This window comes from Pseudomonas purpurea (assembly GCF_039908635.1).
Lineage (GTDB): Bacteria > Pseudomonadota > Gammaproteobacteria > Pseudomonadales > Pseudomonadaceae > Aquipseudomonas > Aquipseudomonas purpurea.
On sequence record NZ_CP150918.1, the window covers coordinates 430,217 to 447,843 of the forward strand.

Below are 17,627 nucleotides of genomic sequence, written 5' to 3' on the forward strand. Positions count from 1 at the left end.
GAGCGCGCAATGCAGACTTTGTACCCGCAGATCAAACCCCACGCCCGGCACGATCTGGCCGTCGATGAAACGCACACGCTGTACGTCGACGAAAGCGGTTCACCGGAGGGTTTGCCGGTGGTATTTATCCATGGTGGCCCGGGGGCCGGGTGTGATGCGCAGAGCCGCTGCTACTTCGATCCAAACCTGTATCGCATTGTTACCTTCGATCAGCGCGGCTGCGGTCGTTCGACCCCGCACGCCAGCCTGGAAAACAACACCACCTGGGATCTGGTCGCCGACCTTGAGCGGATTCGCCAGCATCTGGGCATCGAAAAATGGGTGCTGTTCGGCGGTTCCTGGGGCTCGACCCTGGCCCTGGCCTACGCACAAACCCACCCGGAACGTGTACACGGTCTGATCCTGCGCGGGATCTTTCTCTGCCGCCCGCAGGAAATCGAGTGGTTCTACCAGGCCGGTGCCAGCCGCCTGTTTCCCGACTACTGGCAGGACTACATCGCGCCGATCCCGCTGGACGAGCGCCACGACTTGCTCAGCGCTTTCCACAAACGCCTGACCGGCAACGACCAGATTGCCCAGATGCATGCGGCCAAGGCCTGGTCGACCTGGGAAGGGCGCACCGCGACCCTGCGCCCGAACCCGATGGTGGTCGACCGCTTCTCCGAGCCACAGCGTGCGCTGTCGATTGCCCGCATCGAATGCCATTACTTCACCAACAACGCGTTCCTGGAGCCAAACCAGTTGATCCGCGACATGGGCAAGATCGCCCATTTGCCGGGGGTCATCGTCCATGGTCGTTACGACGTGATCTGCCCGCTGGACAACGCCTGGGAACTGCATCAAGCCTGGCCGAACAGCGAATTGCAGGTGATCCGCGACGCTGGTCACGCCGCTTCCGAGCCAGGTATTACCGATGCCCTGGTCCGGGCCGCCAGCCAAATGGCTCGGCGTCTGCTTGACCTGCCGCCCGAAGAAGCATGAAGGGCCTGTTGCAGCGCGTGCGTGGCGCGCGCGTCGAAGTTGCCGGCGAGATTGTGGGGGCGGTAGACCAGGGTTTGCTGGTGCTGGTGGCGGTCGAACCCGAGGACACTCGGGCCAGCGCCGACAAACTGCTGCATAAGCTGCTTAACTATCGGGTATTCAGCGACGCCGAGGGCAAGATGAACCTGTCCTTGGCAGACGTCGGAGGTGGCTTGCTGCTGGTTTCGCAGTTCACCCTCGCCGCGGACACCAAAAACGGCTTGCGCCCAAGCTTTTCAACCGCCGCACCACCTGCGCTGGGAGAGGCGTTGTTTGACTATCTATTAGGCAAGGCGCAACAGTTGCACGGCACTGTGGCATCAGGGAGATTTGGCGCGGACATGCAGGTGCATTTGGTCAATGATGGCCCTGTGACGTTCCTGTTACAGACCTGAAAGCGCTTGAAACAAGTTTTTAGGCGTGTTTCGGTCAAAAACAGGGGTTTTTCGCGATAAATACTTTGTTACCCCTGATGCGTTGTAACGCGGGCTACTAGATAATCCCGCGCTACGGGGATCAGCGTTCGTTGGCCCATTTTTGACTTAGGTAGAGACTTGTTCGGAGCCGTTTGGGGAATCATTTACCCCCATCGGAGTCGGAACAATGCTCGCCAACCTGGCATGAGTGGTCTGTACGGTTGGTTTTGTGAGCATTATTTCGGACCTGACGCCGAAGTAAGCTGACAAAACCAACCACACGGGCCGCCTGGTCTGGCCGTTGGTTTTTTGATCTGTTTTCGGCGAGGGTTGCTCGTGATTGTTAGTCCCTGTAATGCACCAAAATTGTCTGCCAAGCGGTTGCGAAACGTACTGGTGACGGGCTCTGCCTTGCTTTGCCTGCTCAGCGCCGGCCAGCTTTGGGCATTCAATCTGGATGATGTGTCGGCCAAGGCAAAAGAAATGGCCGGGCAGAAGTACGAAGCTCCGCGCAGCAATCTGCCGAACGAATTCCGTGAAATGAAATTCGCGGACTATCAGAAAATCCGTTTCCTGACCGAAAAAGCCGAGTGGGCCGATCAGAAGACCCCGTTCAAGCTGTCGTTCTATCACCAGGGCATGCACTTCGATACGCCGGTGAAAATCAACGAAATCACTGCCAACGCCGTGCAAGAGATCAAATATGATCCGGCGCGTTTCGATTTCGGCGACGTCAAATTCGATCCTAAAGCCACCGAACAACTGGGCTACGCCGGTTTCCGTGTGCTGTACCCGATCAACAAGGCTGACAAGCAAGACGAAATCATGACCATGCTGGGCGCGAGTTACTTCCGCGTGATCGGCAAGGGTCACACCTATGGTTTGTCTGCCCGTGGCCTGGCCATCGACACCGCGCTGCCGTCCGGCGAAGAGTTCCCGCGCTTCACCGAGTTCTGGATCCAGCAACCGAAGCCGACCGACAAACACCTGGTGATCTTTGCCCTGCTCGACTCACCGCGTGCCACCGGTGCCTATCGCCTGACCCTGCGTCCGGGCAGCGACACCATTGTCGACGTCAAGGCGCAAATGTTCCTGCGTGAAAAAGTCAGCAAGCTGGGCATTGCCCCGCTGACCAGCATGTTCCTGTTTGGCGCCAACCAGCCGTCGAAAGTTCTGAACTATCGTCGTGAACTGCACGATTCCAGCGGCCTGTCGATCCATGCCGGTAACGGCGAGTGGATCTGGCGCCCACTGAACAACCCGAAACACCTGGCCGTGAGCAACTTCTCCGTTGAGAACCCGCGTGGTTTCGGCTTGCTGCAACGTGGCCGTGACTTCAGCCATTACGAAGACCTCGACGACCGCTACGACAAGCGCCCAAGCGCCTGGATCGAGCCAAAAGGCGACTGGGGCAAAGGCACCGTCGACCTCGTAGAGATCCCGACCGCCGACGAAACCAACGACAACATCGTTGCCTTCTGGAGCCCGGAAAAACTGCCGGAACCTGGCCAGCCGCTGGACTTCGCCTACCGCCTGCACTGGACCACCGACGAAGCGGCCCTGCATTCGCCGGACAGCGCCTGGGTTGAACAGACCCTGCGTTCCACGGGTGACGTGAAGCAGTCCAACCTGATCCGTCAGCCGGATGGCAGCGTTGCCTACCTGGTGGACTTCGAAGGCCCGTCCCTCAAGGCGTTGCCGGAAAATGCACCGGTTCGCAGCCAGGTGAGTGTTGGCGACAACGCCGAACTGGTCGAGAACAGCGTGCGCTACAACCCTGAAACCCAGGGCTGGCGCCTGACCTTGCGCATGAAGATCAAGGACGCGAGCAAGTCCACCGAGATGCGTGCCGCGCTGGTCAAGGACATTGTCGTGCCTGAGCCCGTCAAGGCCTCGGCGCCGACGGCCAATTCTTCCGTAGCCAAGGCAGACAAAGTCGCAGCCAAACAGCACGAGAAGAAAGAAAAAGAAGCCAAAGACAAAGACGCCAAGCAGCCTGCCGCTGCCGAAGCAGCCTCCGCCACACCACTCTCCACCTTAGAGTCAGCGGTTAAAACTGAACAAGTCTTGACCGAGACCTGGAGCTACCAGTTGCCTGCCGATGAGTAATTCACACGCACAGCCAGAGACTCTCAGCGAGTACCTGGCTCATCTGCCGATGACCGATGAGCAGCGCGCCACACTCGCGGGCTGCAAGTCCTTCAGCGAGCTGCATGAACGACTGTCGTCTTCCACCTTCGACGCACCGAGCGAGGCCGCCCAGGCCTCGGTTGGCCGCCGGCTGACCCTCAACTCCGCCGAAGAACTGGAAGAAGCCGAAATGCTGGTGCTCGACGCCAGCGGTCGGGTTTGCCTCAAGGCCACGCCACCGATCCGTCGGACCAAGGTCGTGCCGGAGCCATGGCGCACCAACATTCTGGTGCGTGGCTGGCGTCGCCTGACCGGTCGCACCAATCCGCCGGCGCCACCCAAGGATGAACGTGTGTTGCCGGCCGCTCGCTGGCGCACCGTCGGTTCGATCCGCCGCTACATTCTGCTGGTGCTGATGCTCGGCCAGACCATCGTCGCGGGCTGGTACATGAAAGGCATCATGCCGTACCAGGGCTGGGCGTTCGTCGACCTTGAAGAAGTCCTGCATCAGCCGTTGATGCAAACCGCCACGCAAGTGCTGCCGTATGCGCTGCAAACCAGCATCCTGATTCTGTTCGGGATTCTGTTCTGCTGGGTCTCGGCCGGTTTCTGGACGGCGCTGATGGGCTTCCTCGAGTTGCTGACCGGCCACGACAAGTACCGCATCTCCGGTAAAAGCGCCGGCAATGAGCCGATCCCGAAAGACGCGCGTACAGCGTTGGTAATGCCGATCTGCAACGAAGACGTGCCGCGGGTGTTCGCCGGTTTGCGTGCGACGTTCGAGTCGGTTGCCGCCACCGGTGACCTGGATCGCTTCGACTTCTTCGTCCTCAGTGACAGTAACGACACCGACATCTGTGTGGCCGAGCAGCAAGCCTGGCTGGACGTTTGCCGTGAGGCCAAGGGCTTCGGCAAGATTTTCTATCGCCGCCGTCGCCGCCGCGTTAAACGCAAAAGCGGCAACCTCGACGACTTCTGCCGTCGCTGGGGCGGCGACTACAAGTACATGGTTGTGCTCGACGCTGACAGCGTAATGAGCGGCGAATGCCTGACCAGTCTGGTGCGCTTGATGGAAGCCACGCCGGACGCCGGGATCATCCAGACCGCGCCACGAGCTTCGGGCATGGACACGTTGTATGCGCGCATGCAGCAGTTCGCTACCCGCGTGTACGGTCCGTTGTTCACCGCCGGCCTGCACTTCTGGCAGTTGGGCGAATCCCACTACTGGGGCCACAACGCGATCATCCGCATGAAGCCGTTCATCGAGCACTGCGCCCTGGCGCCGTTGCCCGGTAAAGGCGCGTTTGCCGGTGCGATTCTGTCCCACGACTTCGTTGAAGCGGCGCTGATGCGCCGTGCCGGCTGGGGCGTGTGGATCGCCTACGATCTGCCGGGCAGCTACGAAGAACTGCCACCGAACCTGCTGGATGAACTCAAGCGTGACCGTCGCTGGTGTCACGGCAACCTGATGAACTTCCGACTGTTCCTGGTCAAGGGCATGCACCCGGTGCACCGTGCGGTGTTTCTGACCGGCGTGATGTCCTACCTGTCGGCGCCGCTGTGGTTCTTCTTCCTGGTGCTGTCGACAGCCTTGCTGGCGGTCAACACGCTGATGGAGCCGCAGTACTTCCTGGAACCGCGCCAGCTGTATCCGTTGTGGCCACAATGGCACCCGGACAAGGCCATCGCGTTGTTCTCGACGACCATCGTGCTGTTGTTCCTGCCAAAATTGCTGAGCATCATCCTGATCTGGGCCAAGGGCGCGAAAGAGTTCGGCGGCAAGTTCAAGGTGACCTTGTCGATGCTGCTGGAGATGCTGTTCTCCATGCTGCTGGCGCCGGTGCGGATGATTTTCCACACCCGCTTCGTGCTCGCTGCGTTCCTCGGCTGGGCCGCGACCTGGAACTCGCCACAGCGTGACGACGACTCCACGCCGTGGAGCGAGGCGGTAAAACGCCACGGTCCGCAAACCCTGCTGGGCTTCTTCTGGGCGCTGCTGGTGATCTGGCTGAACCCGAGCTTCCTGTGGTGGCTGGTGCCGATTGTCGGGTCGCTGATGCTGTCGATCCCGGTGTCGGTGATTTCCAGCCGCGTGAAGCTGGGTCTCAAGTCCCGTGACGAGAGCCTGTTCCTGATTCCCGAGGAATACAATCCGCCACAGGCCTTGCTGGCAACCGATCAGTACACTCACGAAAACCGTTGGCACGCGCTGAACGACGGCTTCATCCGGGCCGTGGTCGACCCTCAGCAGAACGCCCTGGCGTGTGCTCTGGCGACGTCGCGTCACGGTCAGGCGGAGCCGATTGAATGGCTGCGTACCGAGCGGGTGCGTCACGCGCTCAAGGTCGGTCCGGCGGCGCTCAACAATGGCGAGCGTCTGGCGCTGTTGAGTGACCCGGTAGCTTTGGGCCGCTTGCATGAGCACGTCTGGAACGAAGGTCACGCCGAGTGGCTGGATGCGTGGCGAGCCTCGGTGAAAGCCGATCCTCATGCCCCGTTGTTGCCGCTCAGACCGGCAGTTGTGCAGGCGCTACCAGCCTGATGAAAAAGCCCCGCTGACCCAGCGGGGTTTTTTTTGCCTGATTGTCGGCAACCAAATTGCTGCTCGCCCCCTTGTGCAAACGGCCGAGTGCGTTAGCATCGCTGCCTCCTTGGTGTGCCCGGACAACGTTTTGTCCGTATCTGTCGGTTTTCCAAGGCAAACCGGCATTTTGCTCGCCTCACAATAAAATAAGGTTGGGGACTGGATGATGAAGAAGTATCTCTCGATGCTGCTGCTCGGCGTCACGGCATGCGTGGCGGTCAACGCGGCGCAGGCTGGCGCCATCGACGACGCGGTCAAGCGCGGTACGCTCAAAGTCGGCATGGACCCGACCTACATGCCGTTTGAGATGACCAACAAGCGCGGCGAGATCATCGGCTTCGAAGTCGACATTCTCAAAGCCATGGCCAAGGCCATGGGCGTCAAGCTGGAGATGATTTCCACCGGCTACGACGGCATCATCCCGGCCCTGCTGACCGACAAGTTCGACATGATCGGCAGCGGCATGACCCTGACCCAGGAACGCAACCTGCGCCTGAACTTCAGCGAACCCTTCATCGTGGTCGGTCAGACCCTGCTGATCCGCAAGGAGCTGGAAGGCACCATCAAGTCCTACAAAGACCTGAACACCGCCGAGTACCGCATCACCTCCAAGCTGGGCACCACCGGCGAGATGGTTGCCAGGAAGCTGATCTCCAAAGCCAAATACCACGGTTACGATAACGAGCAGGAAGCCGTGCTCGACGTGGTCAATGGCAAGGCTGATGCCTTCATCTATGACGCGCCGTACAACGTTGTGGCGGTGAACAAGGTCGGCAACGGCAAACTGGTGTTCCTCGACAAGCCGTTCACCTACGAGCCGCTGGCTTTTGGTCTGAAGAAGGGTGATTACGACAGCATCAACTTCATCAACAACTTCCTGCACCAGATCCACGAAGACGGCACCTACGATCGCATCCATGACAAGTGGTTCAAAGACACCGCTTGGCAGAAGGACATGGAGTAACACCTTTAACGGCGGGGTGTCAGTTGATCCGCGCCGCTGCCATCGCGAGCAAGCTCGCTCCCACATTGGACCACGTACTTGCAAACGACTCGGTCAACTGTGGGAGCGAGCTTGCTCGCGATGAGGCCCTCCCTGGCGACACAAATTTCGGAATCTGCTGACAGATGAAACATAAAAAAGCCCAATGGCCCTGGCACGTCTTGACCGTGCTGGTGCTGGTCGGCCTGGCTGGCGCGTTGTATTACGCCACCTCGCTGATGTCTTACGAATGGCGCTGGAACCGCGTGCCGCAGTACTTCGCCTATCAGGCCGAAGAAACCCAGCGCGCAGCGGACATTTCTACAGTCAGCGAACTGGTACGCAAAGGCGACAAGGCGCAAGTAACCCTGCGCAACGACGCGGGAGACGAGCAGCACCTGACCGTCGACGACAATAGCCTGCAAGTGGCTCAAGGCGATGATGTGGCCGAAGGCGACGTGGTCGGCGTGACCCGGCATTGGGCCGCAGGTCCATTGATGTGGGGGCTGTGGACAACCTTGTGGCTGTCGGTGGTGTCGGGTGTGCTCGGTCTGCTGATCGGGCTGGCAACCGGCCTGTGCCGGCTGTCGAACAACCCGACCCTGCGCGACCTGTCGATTGTGTACATCGAGCTGGTGCGCGGTACGCCGCTGCTGGTGCAGATCTTCATTTTCTACTTCTTCATCGGCACGGTGCTCAACCTGTCCCGCGAGTTCGCCGGGATCGCCGCGCTGTCGCTGTTCACTGGCGCCTACGTGGCGGAGATCATTCGTTCCGGTGTGCAGTCGATTGCCCGTGGGCAGAACGAGGCCGCCCGTTCGTTGGGCCTGAATGCCAGCCAGTCGATGCGTCACGTGGTATTGCCGCAGGCGTTCAAGCGTGTGCTGCCGCCGCTGGCGGGGCAATTTATCAGCCTGGTGAAAGACACCTCGCTGGTGTCGGTGATTGCTATCACCGAGCTGCTCAAAAGCGGCCGGGAAGTCATCACCACCTCGTTTTCGCCGTTTGAAATCCTGTTCTGCGTGGCAGGCCTGTACCTGTTGATCAACCTGCCGCTGTCGAAAATCGCCAGCCGGCTTGAGCGGAGGCTCGCGCAAAGTGATTGAAGTCCGCGATCTGATAAAAGTCTTCGACACCCGTGGCCAGGTGGTTCGCGCGGTGGATAACGTCACCACCCAGGTCGCCAAGGGCGAAGTGCTGGTGGTGATCGGCCCTTCGGGTTCCGGCAAGTCGACCTTCCTGCGCTGCCTCAATGGCCTGGAGGCATTCGATTCCGGCTCGGTGAGCATTGACGGTTTGCAACTGGCCGACCCGAAAACCGACGTGAATGCCTATCGGCGGGAAGTCGGCATGGTGTTCCAGCATTTCAACCTGTTTCCGCACATGACCGTGCTGGAGAACCTCTGTCTGGCGCAGAAAGTCGTGCGCAAGCGCGGCAAGAAAGAGCGCGAGGCCAAGGCCATGGAGTTGCTGAAAAAGGTTGGTATCGCGCAGAAGGCCAACGAGTTTCCGTCACGCCTTTCCGGCGGTCAGCAACAGCGCGTGGCGATTGCCCGGGCGCTGGCCATGGAACCGAAGGTCATGCTGTTTGACGAGCCCACTTCGGCGCTGGACCCGGAAATGGTCGGCGAAGTGCTGGACGTCATGAAGACCCTGGCGGTGGAAGGCATGACCATGGTCTGCGTCACCCACGAAATGGGTTTTGCGCGGGAAGTGGCGGACCGGGTGCTGTTCTTCGATCACGGCAAGTTGCTGGAAGATGCCGCACCGGCCGAGTTTTTCGACGCACCGAAGGACCCGCGGGCGCAGGCGTTTTTGCGTCAGGTTTTGTAGCCCTGAAATTCCCTGTGGCGAGGGAGCTTGCTCCCGCTGGGCCGCGAAGCGGCCCCAAAACCATGTAATCGAGTGTTGTCAGACGAATCCAGTAAGCCGGATTTACGACGGCTTCGCCGCCGAGCGGGAGCAAGCTCCCTCGCCACAGTGATAGGCGGTGCTTCCTAGGCTCTGTACGAGAACTGCCTGCGTGTCGATCATGCTGCGTTAAAAACAGGCTCGGAATGCTCATTTACAACCCGTAAACTCCGCTTCCTCGCCTGTTTTTGCCTTGCCTGATCGCCACTCGGCGACTTTTCGTACAGGCCCTAAACCTTGAACTTGCCCACCAGCATCTGCAAATGGGTGCCCAGCCGCGCCAGTTCGACGCTGGACGCCGCGGTTTCTTCGCTGGCGGCCGAGGTCTGTTCGGAGACGTCACGTACGTTCAGCACGCTGCGGTTGATCTCTTCGGCCACGGCGCTTTGCTGTTCGGCTGCGGCAGCGATCTGTTGGTTCATCGACTGAATCGCCGACACGGTGCGGGTGATGTTGGTCAGCGAGCCACCGGCGCGACGGGTCAGTTCGACACTGCTGTCGGTCAGGCTGCGGCTGTTGTCCATGATGGTCGCGACTTGCTGGGTGCCGCTTTGCAGGCCGACGATCAATTCTTCGATTTCTTCGGTCGACTTCTGGGTGCGCTGGGCCAGGCTGCGGACCTCGTCGGCCACCACCGCGAAACCGCGACCGGCTTCACCGGCCCGGGCCGCTTCGATGGCGGCGTTGAGCGCCAGCAGGTTGGTCTGTTGAGCCACGGACTTGATCACGTCGAGCACGCTGCCGATCTTGTCGCTTTCGCGCTTGAGGTGGCCCATGGCTTCGGTGGAGTTGCCCACTTCGGTGGCCAGGCGTTCGATCTGGGCAATGGCTTCACCGACCACTTTGTCACCTTCGCGAGCCTGCTGGTCGGCGGCGACTGCCGCTTCCGAGGCCTCTTCGGCGTTTCGCGCGACTTCCTGCACGGTGGCGGCCATTTCGTGCATGGCGGTGGCCACCTGGTCGGTCTCGACCTTTTGGCTGTTGACCCCGGCGCTGGTTTGCTCGGTCACGGCGGACAGCTCTTCGGCTGCGCTGGCGATTTGCGTGACGCCGTCGCTGATCCCGCCGATAAGCTCGCGCAGGCCCACGGTCATGCCTTGCATGGCGCGTTGCAGCTGGCCGAGTTCATCGCGACGTTTCGAGTTGAGGTTCTGGGTCAGGTCGCCAGCGGCAATGCGCTCGGCCACTTTGAGGGTCTGGTTCAGCGGGATGATGATCTGCCGGGTGATGGCCCAGGAGGCGAACAGGCCAAACACCAGTGCCAGGGCGGTCACCAGAATCAGTGTGCTTTTGGCTTGCGCGGCTTCGGCGTCACGCACCTTGGTTTGGGAGGCGGTCAGTTGGTCGCTCAGTTCCATCAGGTGGTCGCCCTGCGCGGACATGCGCTTGAGTGCGTCGGCGCTGGCAACCTGGGAGTCACGGAACTGGCTGACGGCTGCGCGGTAGCCAATGAGCGAGTCGGTGGCCTGCTGGAGGTTGGCGATGTGCTGTTCCGGGAGTTTGCCCGGCAGGCTTTCGAGGTTTTTCAGGGCGTCGTCGATGGCGTCCAGCGCAGGTTGCTGGGCTTCGACCTTGCCGCTGTAGGTGTAGCCGCGTACCTGGAAGCGTGCTTGCTGGATCAGTTTGCTCAGGTCGATCACGCTGTTGAACTGGGCAACGCTGTCGCCTTGCAGAACCGACTTCTCGACTTCCGCCACACGGGCCACGGCGTTGTCGGCGGTGGCGCCCAGCCTGGCACGTGCGGCCTCGCGGTTAGAGGTGGCCTGGGTCATGTCGTTGAACGCGTGCTTGTACTCGCCGACGGCGTCGATTTGCTGGTTGAGCATCGCTACATCAGCCGGTTGCACGATCATCTTGAGGGCGCTTTGCAGGCCTGCATCGAGCTTGTCGAGCAGGCCGCTGACCGCCGCCGGGCCTTGCTCGCCACGGCGCATTTCATAGTCCAGACGCGCGTTGCGCAGGTCTTTGGTCAGCTCGTTGAGGGTGGAAATGTAGCCGAGCTTGTCGCCGCGCTCGATCACTTTGCCCAGGCCCATCCATCCGCTCACGGTGATCAACAGGGTCAGCAGGAGCACCAGGCCGAAGCCGACGCCGAGTTTACGGTTGACGCTCACATTCCCCAGCTTTTCTGCTAACCAACGGTACATGCTGTGAACTCCCTGTTATCGCGGGTTGGACTTATAGGCAGGGTATCGGCAGGCAGCCGGAAATCTGTAGGATCGCCGCAATGTCTGGGTGGGTATTCATCTGTGGCGAGGGAGCTTGCTCCCGTTCGGCGGCGCAGCCGTCGTGAAACCGGTGGATGCGTTTTCACTGGAGAAGAGCGGTGGCCGCTGCGCGCCCAAGCGGGAGCAAGCTCCCTCGCCACAGGAACGGTGTTTGACGTTAGAACAGTCGGGAAAGCAGCGCGGTGACGGCTGTTTCGACCCGCAGGATGCGATCACCCAGTTGCACCGGTTGCAGGCCGGCCTTGGCCAGCAGGTCGATCTCGTAGGGAATCCAGCCACCTTCCGGGCCGATGGCCAGGGTAACCGGTTCGTCCAGGCCTCGGGGGCAGGGCGGGTAGTTGCCAGGATGGCCGACCAGGCCGAGCGTGCCGTCGACGAGGGCCGGGAGGCGGTCTTCGACGAAGGGTTTGAAGCGCTTCTCGATGACTATCTCGGGCAGGACGGTGTCCCGCGCCTGTTCAAGGCCAAGGATCAGTTGTTCGCGAATGGCAGCAGGTTCAAGAAACGGTGTTTGCCAGAAGCTTTTTTCAACCCGATAGCTGTTCACCAGCACCACCCGTGGCACGCCCATGGTGGCAACGGTCTGGAACACCCGGCGGAGCATTTTCGGGCGCGGCAGGGCCAGCACCAGGGTCAGCGGCAGTTTGGCCGGTGGCGGCTGGTCGAGGGTCACCTGAAGCTCGGCTTCGTGGGGTTCAAGGCGCAACAGTTGCGCCGAGCCCATCAAACCGCCGATCCGCCCGACCCGCAGGCTGTCGCCGACCGCCGAGCGATGCACTTCCTGCATATGGGTCAGGCGCCGATCGCGCAGGATGACCCGGTCGGCCGCAATGAAATCGGCCTCTTCAAGGAGCAGCAGGTTCACGGTTGAGTCGCTGGCGGCTGGTCGTTGTGATCGTCAGCCGGTTGATCGTCCGGATGCTCGCCACGTTTGGTGATCAGGCTGCTGAACAGGATGCCGATTTCGAACAACAGCCACATCGGCACGGCCAGCAGGGTCTGCGAGAAGATGTCCGGCGGGGTCAGGATCATGCCGACCACGAAGCAGCCGATGATCACGTACGGACGGATTTTCTTCAGGTAGCTGACGTTGACCACGCCGATCCACACCAGCAGCACCACGGCCACCGGGATCTCGAACGCGACGCCGAAGGCGAAGAACAGCGTCATCACGAAGTCGAGGTAACTGGTGATGTCGGTCATCATTTCCACGCCGGCCGGGGTGGCGGAGGCGAAGAACTTGAAGATCAGCGGGAACACCAGGAAGTAGGCAAAAGCCATCCCGGTGTAGAACAGCACGATGCTAGACACCAGCAGCGGCACGGCGATGCGTTTTTCATGCTTGTACAGGCCTGGCGCGATAAAGCCCCAGATCTGGTGCAGGATCACCGGGATCGCCAGGAACAGCGACACCATCATGGTCAGCTTCAGCGGCGTGAGGAACGGCGACGACACGTCGGTGGCGATCATCGTCGCGCCGGCCGGCAGGTACTGGCGCAACGGCGTGGAAACGAAGGTGTAGATCTGCTGGGTGAAGGCAAACAGCCCGGCGAAGATGATGAAAATCGCCGCTACACAGCGCAGCAGGCGGGTGCGCAACTCGGTGAGGTGCGAAACCAGCGGCATGTGCTGGTCGTTTTCAGGAAGATCGCTCATGGGGCTCGCGGCGGCAGTGTTGGGTCATGAGGGGCTGGCACAACAGGCGCAGCCGCAGGCGTAACAGGTTCAACCGGTGTCGCGGCAACAACAGGGGCGGGTTCGGCAGTCGCTGCAACAGGCGCAGCTTCAGCGACCGGTGTCGGCGCATGAATCGTCTGCTCGACCACGGGTTCAACCGGTGTCGGCTGTGCCTGGGTCGGGTTGAGGATTTTTCGCGCTTCCTGCTCCAGCGACAGAATGTGTTCGTTGTGCAGTTGCCGACGGATCTCGTCGGCACCGATTTCACGTTCAACTTCCTGTTTGATCGCGTTGAAGCTGCGCTTCAGGCGCCCGACCCACAGGCCGGCGGTGCGCGCAGCGCCCGGCAGACGCTCGGGGCCCAGCACCAGCAGGGCAACGAGGCCGACAAGCAGCAGTTCAGAGAAGCTGATACCGAACATTAGTCTGTGCTCACGAGTCTTTGCGGATCGGCTCTTCGACTTTCTGGGCCTGCACGTCGATCGTGTGCGGCTCATTCAGGGTCGAGGCCTGAGGTTGTGCGGGCGGCGTAGCGGCCGGTGGCACGACAGGCTCGGCAGGCTTTTCGTCGTCGTTCATGGCTTTGCGAAAGCCCTTGATCGACTCGCCCACGTCGGTGCCGAGGTTTTTCAGCTTTTTGGTGCCGAACACCAGTACCACGACGACCAGGATGACGACCCAGTGTTTCCAGTCAAAAATGCCCATGTTGCGTTCCTCTCTAAAAATGGTTCAGTCGGACGGGCGCGAGGCTTTCTCGACGTGTCCAGACAGCCCGAAGCGACGGTCCAGTTCATCCAGCACGGCCTGCGGGTGCTGCCCCAGTTGGGCGAGCATTACCATGCTATGGAACCACAGGTCGGCGGTTTCGTAGATTACATCGCTGCAATCTCCGCTGATGGCGGCGTCTTTGGCGGCGATGATGGTTTCCACCGACTCTTCGCCGACTTTCTCCAGGATCTTGTTCAAGCCCTTGTGGTACAGGCTGGCGACGTAGGAGCTGTCGGCGGCGGCGCCTTTGCGCTCTTCCAGCACCTGGGCCAGGCGTGTCAGGGTGTCGCTCATGTTCAGTCCTTGTAAATGGCGTGCGGGTCTTTGAGTACCGGGTCGACTGTCTTCCAGTCGCCGTTTTCATAGACGCGGTAGAAGCAGCTTTGACGGCCGGTATGGCAGGCGATGTCGCCGATCTGTTCGACCATCAGGATGATCACATCGGCGTCACAGTCCAGGCGCATTTCATGCAGGGTTTGCACGTGTCCGGACTCTTCGCCCTTGCGCCAGAGCTTGCCACGCGAACGTGACCAATAGATGGCACGGTTCTCGGCAGCTGTCAGTTCCAACGCTTCACGGTTCATCCAGGCCATCATCAGCACGCGCCCGGTCTTGTGATCCTGGGCAATCGCCGGCACCAGGCCATCTGCGTCCCATTTGATCTCGTCCAGCCAGTTTTTCATCTTCGACTCCGACAACCGGGCCCAACGCTCTCGTTGAGCCTCGACGATGTGAAACAGTGTGCCAGCCGACAACCCGGCTGGCTATCGGCGAACGACCAGATACAAGCCCACGGCCACCATGATCCCGCCCGGCCAGTGGCCCAGTTCGCTCAGTGGACCGCCCGCCAGCAATATTGTCCCACCCGCCAGGTGCGCGGTGCCAAGCAGGCGCAGGAACCAGTCGTCCTTGCGCCGGTGCCACGGTGGTGACGCATCGGCGGCATGAGGTTGGGACATGCGTTCGAGCAGGTCGCGGGTCATGTTGGCCAGGTGCGGCAGCTGTTCGAACTGGCTGTGCAGGTTGCCCAGCAAGGCTTTCGGGCTGACGCGCTCGCGCATCCAGCGTTCAAGGAACGGCTGGGCGGTGTTCCACAGGTCCAGGTCCGGGTACAACTGGCGGCCCAGGCCTTCGATGTTCAGCAGGGTTTTTTGCAACAGCACAAGCTGCGGCTGGACTTCCATGTTGAAGCGTCGAGCGGTCTGGAACAGGCGCATCAGCACCTGGCCGAATGAAATATCTTTTAACGGTTTTTCGAAGATCGGCTCGCAAACCGTGCGAATCGCCGCTTCGAATTCATTGAGTTTGGTTTCCGCCGGCACCCAGCCCGAATCGATGTGCAATTGGGCGACGCGGCGGTAATCACGCTTGAAGAACGCAAACAGGTTGCGCGCCAGGTAGTCCTGGTCTTCGGGGGTCAGGCTGCCGACGATCCCGCAGTCGATCGCAATGTACTGCGGGCTCCACGGGTTCACGGTGCTGACGAAAATGTTGCCCGGGTGCATGTCCGCATGGAAGAAGCTGTCGCGGAACACCTGGGTGAAGAAGATCTCCACGCCGCGCTCGGCGAGCATTTTCATGTCGGTGCGCTGGTCGGCGAGGGTTGTGAGGTCAGTGACCTGAATCCCGTAGATGCGCTCCATCACCAGCACTTTTGGCCGGCACCAGTCCCAGTAGACCTGTGGCACGTAGAGCAGCGGCGAACCTTCGAAGTTGCGCTTCAACTGGCTGGCGTTGGCCGCCTCGCGCAACAGGTCGAGTTCGTCGTAGATGGTTTTTTCGTAGTCCTGGACCACGTCCACCGGGTGCAGCAGGCGGGCATCCGAGGAGAGTTTTTCGGCGGTGCGGGCGAGGATGAACAGCCACGCCAGGTCCTGGGCGATGATCGGCTTCAGGCCCGGGCGGATGACCTTGACCACCACTTCTTCGCCGGTCTTGAGCTGGGCGGCGTGAACCTGGGCCACTGAGGCCGAGGCCAGCGGTTCGACGTCGAAGCGGCTGAAGACTTCACTGATCTTCTTGCCCAGCTGTTCTTCGATCAGCTTGATCGACACCTGCGAATCGAATGGCGGCACCCGGTCCTGCAGCAACATCAGTTCGTCGGCGATGTCCTCGGGCAGCAGGTCGCGTCGGGTGGACAGGATCTGGCCGAACTTGATGAAAATCGGCCCCAGGTCCTGCAAGGCCAGGCGCAGGCGTGCGCCACGGCTCAGGTCCAGGGTTTTGCGTGGAAACCAGCGCCACGGCAGCGCATAACGCAATGCCAGCAGGAACCACGGCAATGGCAGGGCGAACAGCAGGTCATCGAGGCGGTAGCGGATCACGACGCGCTGGATGCGCAACAAACGGCGGACGGCAAGCAGCTTCATGCGTTATCGCTTGAATCAAGGGATCGGGAAAGACGCTCGAAGCGCGCCTCAAGACGTTCCAGATCGAGTTTGATCTGGTCCAGTTCGCTGAACCGCGCTTCGGCTTCGTGCTGACCGACAAGGGCCCGCGACTCTTCAGCGAGGTATTCGGCAAGGTTCTGGTTCAGGCTGGCGAAACCTTGCTGATACCAGCGTGCGCGGCTGCGCAGGTGCCCGCCAATCAGTTGGGTGGCGACCGGCCCGAGCCAGCGCGAGAGTTCGTACTCCCAGTCCAGCTCCAGGTCCTGAAGGACCGCCACCAGTTCCAGCAGCACGCCGCTGTCGCCATCGAGTTCAACCTCGGGGCCATGCAGGATCGCGGTCTTGTCCTTGCTCATGGCCAGCTTCAGCAGGCTTGCGGCAGGTGCACGCAAGGTGCAATCGGCCTCGCTGGCCCATTGCGACGCCAGCATCAGGCCCTCAATGCTGGGCAGGATAAACAGCTGCAAGGCCGGGCTGCGGCAGTCAACGGCAATGACCTTGCCGCTCAAGTGCGCCAGGCGCGGCAACGCCGTACTGTCGAGACGCAGCACCCGGTTGAGGCCGAGTTCGACACTGGCGAGCAGGCCGGCGAGCAGCATCAGGGCTTGATGCCGCGGTGCAGGGCGACGATGCCTGCGGTCATGTTGTGGTAGGTCACGCGGTCGAAACCGGCCTCGACCATCATCGACTTCAGGGTTTCCTGGTTCGGGTGCATGCGGATCGATTCGGCCAGGTAGCGATAGCTTTCCGGGTCATTGAGGATCAGCTTGCCGACCATCGGCATAAAGGCGAACGAATAGGCGTCGTAGGCCTTGGACATCAGTGCGTTGGTCGGCTTGGAGAATTCCAGCACCAGCAAGCGGCCGCCCGGCTTGAGCACACGCAGCATGGAGCGCAGGGCGTCTTCCTTGTGGGTGACGTTGCGCAGGCCGAAGGCGATGGTCACGCAGTCGAAATGGTTGTCCGGGAACGGCAGCTTTTCAGCGTCGGCCTGAACGAATTCGATGTTGCCGGCCACGCCCTTGTCGAGCAGGCGGTCACGACCGACCTTGAGCATGGATTCGTTGATGTCGGCCAGCACGACCTGGCCGGTCGGGCCTACCAGGTGCGAGAACTTGGCTGCCAGATCACCGGTGCCACCCGCGATGTCCAGCACGCGATTGCCGGCACGCACGCCCGACAGCTCAATGGTGAAGCGCTTCCACAACCGGTGCATGCCACCGGACAGGACGTCGTTCATCAAGTCGTACTTGGCGGCTACCGAATGGAAGACCTCAGCGACTTTTTCCGCTTTCTGGCTTTCCGGAACGTTTTTGAAGCCGAAGTGAGTGGTGGGTTCGGCATCGCTGCCTTTGCGCTGATCAGTCATATCGCTGTCACCAAAAGAGAATGCGCGACATTCTAATCCCCAAGGCATGCTTTGTCTTGGAGTGGCTAAAGGTAAGATACGCAACCGCCGGGACGTTTTGACGCAGCACGGGTCAGAATGTTTGAGGCAAGTCCCGATAAAACAGGAGTCAT

At 60.9% G+C, this 17,627-nt stretch carries 17 protein-coding genes; 7 read left to right on the plus strand and 10 right to left on the minus strand.

Annotation, left to right across the window (positions count from 1 at the left end; all coding sequences use genetic code 11):
* The first annotated feature begins 9 nt into the window (after positions 1 to 9).
* From pip to AABM54_RS01975, 7 genes are all read left to right on the plus strand, one after another.
* Positions 10 to 981, plus strand: a complete 972-nt coding sequence (gene pip, locus AABM54_RS01945) for a prolyl aminopeptidase (RefSeq protein WP_347903359.1) — start codon at positions 10 to 12, stop codon at positions 979 to 981.
* Entirely contained in the window at positions 978 to 1,415 is a 438-nt protein-coding gene (gene dtd, locus AABM54_RS01950) for a D-aminoacyl-tRNA deacylase (RefSeq protein ID WP_347903360.1), read from the plus strand. Before pip ends, dtd begins: the two co-directional genes overlap by 4 nt.
* Before the next feature lie 357 nt (positions 1,416 to 1,772).
* Positions 1,773 to 3,545: a glucan biosynthesis protein G gene (locus AABM54_RS01955; protein WP_347903361.1), complete on the plus strand. Its 1,773-nt coding sequence runs from the start codon at positions 1,773 to 1,775 to the stop codon at positions 3,543 to 3,545.
* Positions 3,538 to 6,108, plus strand: coding sequence for a glucans biosynthesis glucosyltransferase MdoH (gene mdoH / locus AABM54_RS01960; protein ID WP_347903363.1), 2,571 nt, complete (start codon positions 3,538 to 3,540; stop codon positions 6,106 to 6,108). The genes AABM54_RS01955 and mdoH overlap by 8 nt, the downstream gene beginning before the upstream one ends.
* A 208-nt stretch (positions 6,109 to 6,316) precedes the next feature.
* Positions 6,317 to 7,114 carry a transporter substrate-binding domain-containing protein gene (locus AABM54_RS01965; RefSeq protein WP_347903365.1) on the plus strand — a complete coding sequence of 266 codons (798 nt, stop codon included), beginning with the start codon at positions 6,317 to 6,319 and terminating at the stop codon, positions 7,112 to 7,114.
* Positions 7,115 to 7,278: 164 nt separating this feature from the next.
* Positions 7,279 to 8,238 (plus strand): amino acid ABC transporter permease, encoded by a 960-nt coding sequence (locus AABM54_RS01970; protein WP_347903367.1) that lies wholly within the window; start codon positions 7,279 to 7,281, stop codon positions 8,236 to 8,238.
* Positions 8,231 to 8,965, plus strand: coding sequence for an amino acid ABC transporter ATP-binding protein (locus tag AABM54_RS01975; protein WP_347903368.1), 735 nt, complete (start codon positions 8,231 to 8,233; stop codon positions 8,963 to 8,965). The genes AABM54_RS01970 and AABM54_RS01975 overlap by 8 nt, the downstream gene beginning before the upstream one ends.
* Before the next feature lie 308 nt (positions 8,966 to 9,273).
* Here AABM54_RS01975 and AABM54_RS01980 read toward each other — a convergent pair whose 3' ends face one another.
* From AABM54_RS01980 to ubiE, 10 genes are all read right to left on the minus strand, one after another.
* The gene (locus AABM54_RS01980) at positions 9,274 to 11,190 is read right to left on the minus strand and encodes a methyl-accepting chemotaxis protein (RefSeq protein ID WP_347903369.1); all 1,917 of its coding nucleotides are present in this window, start codon (positions 11,188 to 11,190) and stop codon (positions 9,274 to 9,276) included.
* 238 nt (positions 11,191 to 11,428) lie between these two features.
* Positions 11,429 to 12,136 carry a 16S rRNA (uracil(1498)-N(3))-methyltransferase gene (locus AABM54_RS01985; RefSeq protein ID WP_347903370.1) on the minus strand — a complete coding sequence of 236 codons (708 nt, stop codon included), beginning with the start codon at positions 12,134 to 12,136 and terminating at the stop codon, positions 11,429 to 11,431.
* On the minus strand, positions 12,133 to 12,927 hold the full coding sequence (gene tatC / locus AABM54_RS01990) for a twin-arginine translocase subunit TatC (RefSeq protein WP_347903371.1): 795 nt from the start codon (positions 12,925 to 12,927) through the stop codon (positions 12,133 to 12,135). Before tatC ends, AABM54_RS01985 begins: the two co-directional genes overlap by 4 nt.
* A complete protein-coding gene (gene tatB / locus AABM54_RS01995; RefSeq protein ID WP_347903372.1) occupies positions 12,924 to 13,370 on the minus strand; it encodes a Sec-independent protein translocase protein TatB in 447 nt (148 codons plus the stop codon). The genes tatC and tatB overlap by 4 nt, the downstream gene beginning before the upstream one ends.
* Before the next feature lie 10 nt (positions 13,371 to 13,380).
* Positions 13,381 to 13,653: a twin-arginine translocase TatA/TatE family subunit gene (locus AABM54_RS02000; protein WP_347903374.1), complete on the minus strand. Its 273-nt coding sequence runs from the start codon at positions 13,651 to 13,653 to the stop codon at positions 13,381 to 13,383.
* A 24-nt stretch (positions 13,654 to 13,677) separates the two neighbouring features.
* A complete protein-coding gene (locus AABM54_RS02005) occupies positions 13,678 to 14,010 on the minus strand; it encodes a phosphoribosyl-ATP diphosphatase (protein WP_347903375.1) in 333 nt (110 codons plus the stop codon).
* Between the two features lie 2 nt (positions 14,011 to 14,012).
* Positions 14,013 to 14,399 (minus strand): phosphoribosyl-AMP cyclohydrolase, encoded by a 387-nt coding sequence (gene hisI / locus AABM54_RS02010; RefSeq protein WP_347903377.1) that lies wholly within the window; start codon positions 14,397 to 14,399, stop codon positions 14,013 to 14,015.
* A gap of 81 nt (positions 14,400 to 14,480) precedes the next feature.
* A complete protein-coding gene (ubiB, locus tag AABM54_RS02015; RefSeq protein ID WP_347903379.1) occupies positions 14,481 to 16,085 on the minus strand; it encodes a ubiquinone biosynthesis regulatory protein kinase UbiB in 1,605 nt (534 codons plus the stop codon).
* Entirely contained in the window at positions 16,082 to 16,705 is a 624-nt protein-coding gene (locus AABM54_RS02020) for an SCP2 domain-containing protein (protein WP_347903381.1), read from the minus strand. The genes ubiB and AABM54_RS02020 overlap by 4 nt, the downstream gene beginning before the upstream one ends.
* Positions 16,705 to 17,475 carry a bifunctional demethylmenaquinone methyltransferase/2-methoxy-6-polyprenyl-1,4-benzoquinol methylase UbiE gene (gene ubiE, locus AABM54_RS02025; protein WP_095078001.1) on the minus strand — a complete coding sequence of 257 codons (771 nt, stop codon included), beginning with the start codon at positions 17,473 to 17,475 and terminating at the stop codon, positions 16,705 to 16,707. The genes AABM54_RS02020 and ubiE overlap by 1 nt, the downstream gene beginning before the upstream one ends.
* Positions 17,476 to 17,627: the final 152 nt, after the last annotated feature.